The 1,490-nt window shown below is 50.7% G+C and carries 1 protein-coding gene and 1 pseudogene; both read right to left on the bottom strand.

Annotation, left to right across the window (positions count from 1 at the left end; genetic code table 11):
* Positions 1-592 (bottom strand): annotated as a pseudogene (locus tag AB5Z52_RS17040) (hypothetical protein); the annotation flags it as partial.
* Between the two features lie 129 nt (positions 593-721).
* A complete protein-coding gene (locus tag AB5Z52_RS17035; protein WP_368267139.1) occupies positions 722-1,396 on the bottom strand; it encodes a response regulator in 675 nt (224 codons plus the stop codon).
* Positions 1,397-1,490 lie beyond the last annotated feature (94 nt).

Raw genomic sequence — 1,490 nt, 5'->3', positions numbered from 1 at the left:
GAAGCCTCTTATCGGCGACCAGTATTCCAGATTGGTCTGGGATCATAGAAATATAATTGTTATTTTCATCCTCGCGACGCAGGTCAATGAATCCTCCGTATCGAAAGAAGATTGGACTTTGCTTGTATCTAATGTCACTTAGAATATAAGGGCCTTTTTCATCTTTGATGAGGGGATATAAATCACCGACTATTTTTTCAAGTTCATCATTTGTTGATGGATATATGGTGATGAATTTCCCACTACCTGAACGATTTGCTGCCTTCCCGTTGCAGTTGAGAAAATCTCTATGTGAACTTTGAAATTTGAATGTTGTATTATATTTACAGCAAATTTGTATTACTTTTTCAAGAATCTTTTCCGCGTTCTCTTTTGTTGCGCTTAAATGAATCTTCCATCCGTTGACTCGCATTTTTCCATTCGGAGAGCTTACATACGTCCACGGTTCTCTTCTTGTTACATACCAAGTATCGGGAATAAGAGATTCCGCAATCCAATGGTCACGCTTCATGGATGGAAGCATAGAAGCGTGATCCACAAAAAATGGAGATTGTTTCGTAATTGATTCGAGGTAATCTTCTTCACCAATCATATATTTCCTTTTCTCTTAATGCGTTAATAATATTCACTGTTGTATCCTTACTTATTGATTTCAATGTGTTTGGAGCGGATTGTCAGCTGAAGATGACACATATCTTCGTGTTCTTGCCAATGACATTGCTTACTGTGGCGCATGGGCCTTGAGCCAGCTGACGGCGATTTGCGTTCGGTCGTGTAGTTGCATCGTGGCGAGGATTCGACTGATGGTTCGTCGTATCGTCGCGGATTCCAGTACCAGTTTGCGGGCGATTTCCTCGTTGGTCATACCTTCCGCGATCAGGGAGCATATCTCGCGTTGGCGCGGCGGCAGAGCGGCGAACGAATCCCGTAGCTTCTGTTGTTCGCGGCCCGCTGCTGGTCTGGGCATGCCGTGCTCGAGAATCTGCCGGGTGATGCGTGGCGTGACCACGGCGTCTCCTTCCGCCACCGCGTGGATCGCGTCCTTGACGGCTGCGGCACTGGCGTCTTTGAGCAGGAATCCGCTGGCTCCCGCGTCCAGCCCGCCGTATGCGTAGTCGTCCTCGTCGTATGTGGTGAGGATCAGCACGTGAATGGCAGGCCATCGGCGGGTGATTTCCCGGGTCGCGGTGATGCCGTCCATCACGGGCATGCGCACGTCCATGAGCACCACGTCCGGCAGTGGGCCTCCTTCCGATTCCAGTCGTTCGATCTCCGCGATGGCTTGCCGGCCATCGCCCGCCTGGGAGACGATCGTGATGCCGCTCACCTTGCCAAGCATGAGCTTGTAACCAAGCCTCGCGTATTGCAGGTCATCGACCAGCATGATGTTCGTCATCCACGTCACCCCTTTCCCTTGTCGGACGTACGTACGTCAGCATCGCGGTCACCCGCCAGACACCGGTTTCCGCCCCGTCCGGCCCGTAGCGGAG

Origin of the sequence: Enterococcus sp. RTP21361st1_A6_RTP21361_211029, assembly GCF_040910045.1 — a bacterium.
Taxonomy (GTDB): domain Bacteria; phylum Bacillota; class Bacilli; order Lactobacillales; family Enterococcaceae; genus Enterococcus_D; species Enterococcus_D gallinarum.
The sequence above is the reverse complement of the archived record's forward strand: the minus strand, read 5'-3'. Positions and strand labels throughout refer to the sequence as shown.

Excerpts from the sequence above, each read along its gene's own strand:
- AB5Z52_RS17035 (WP_368267139.1), bottom strand. The coding sequence starts at position 1,396 with ATGACGAACATCATGCTGGTCGATGACCTGCAATACGCGAGGCTTGGT.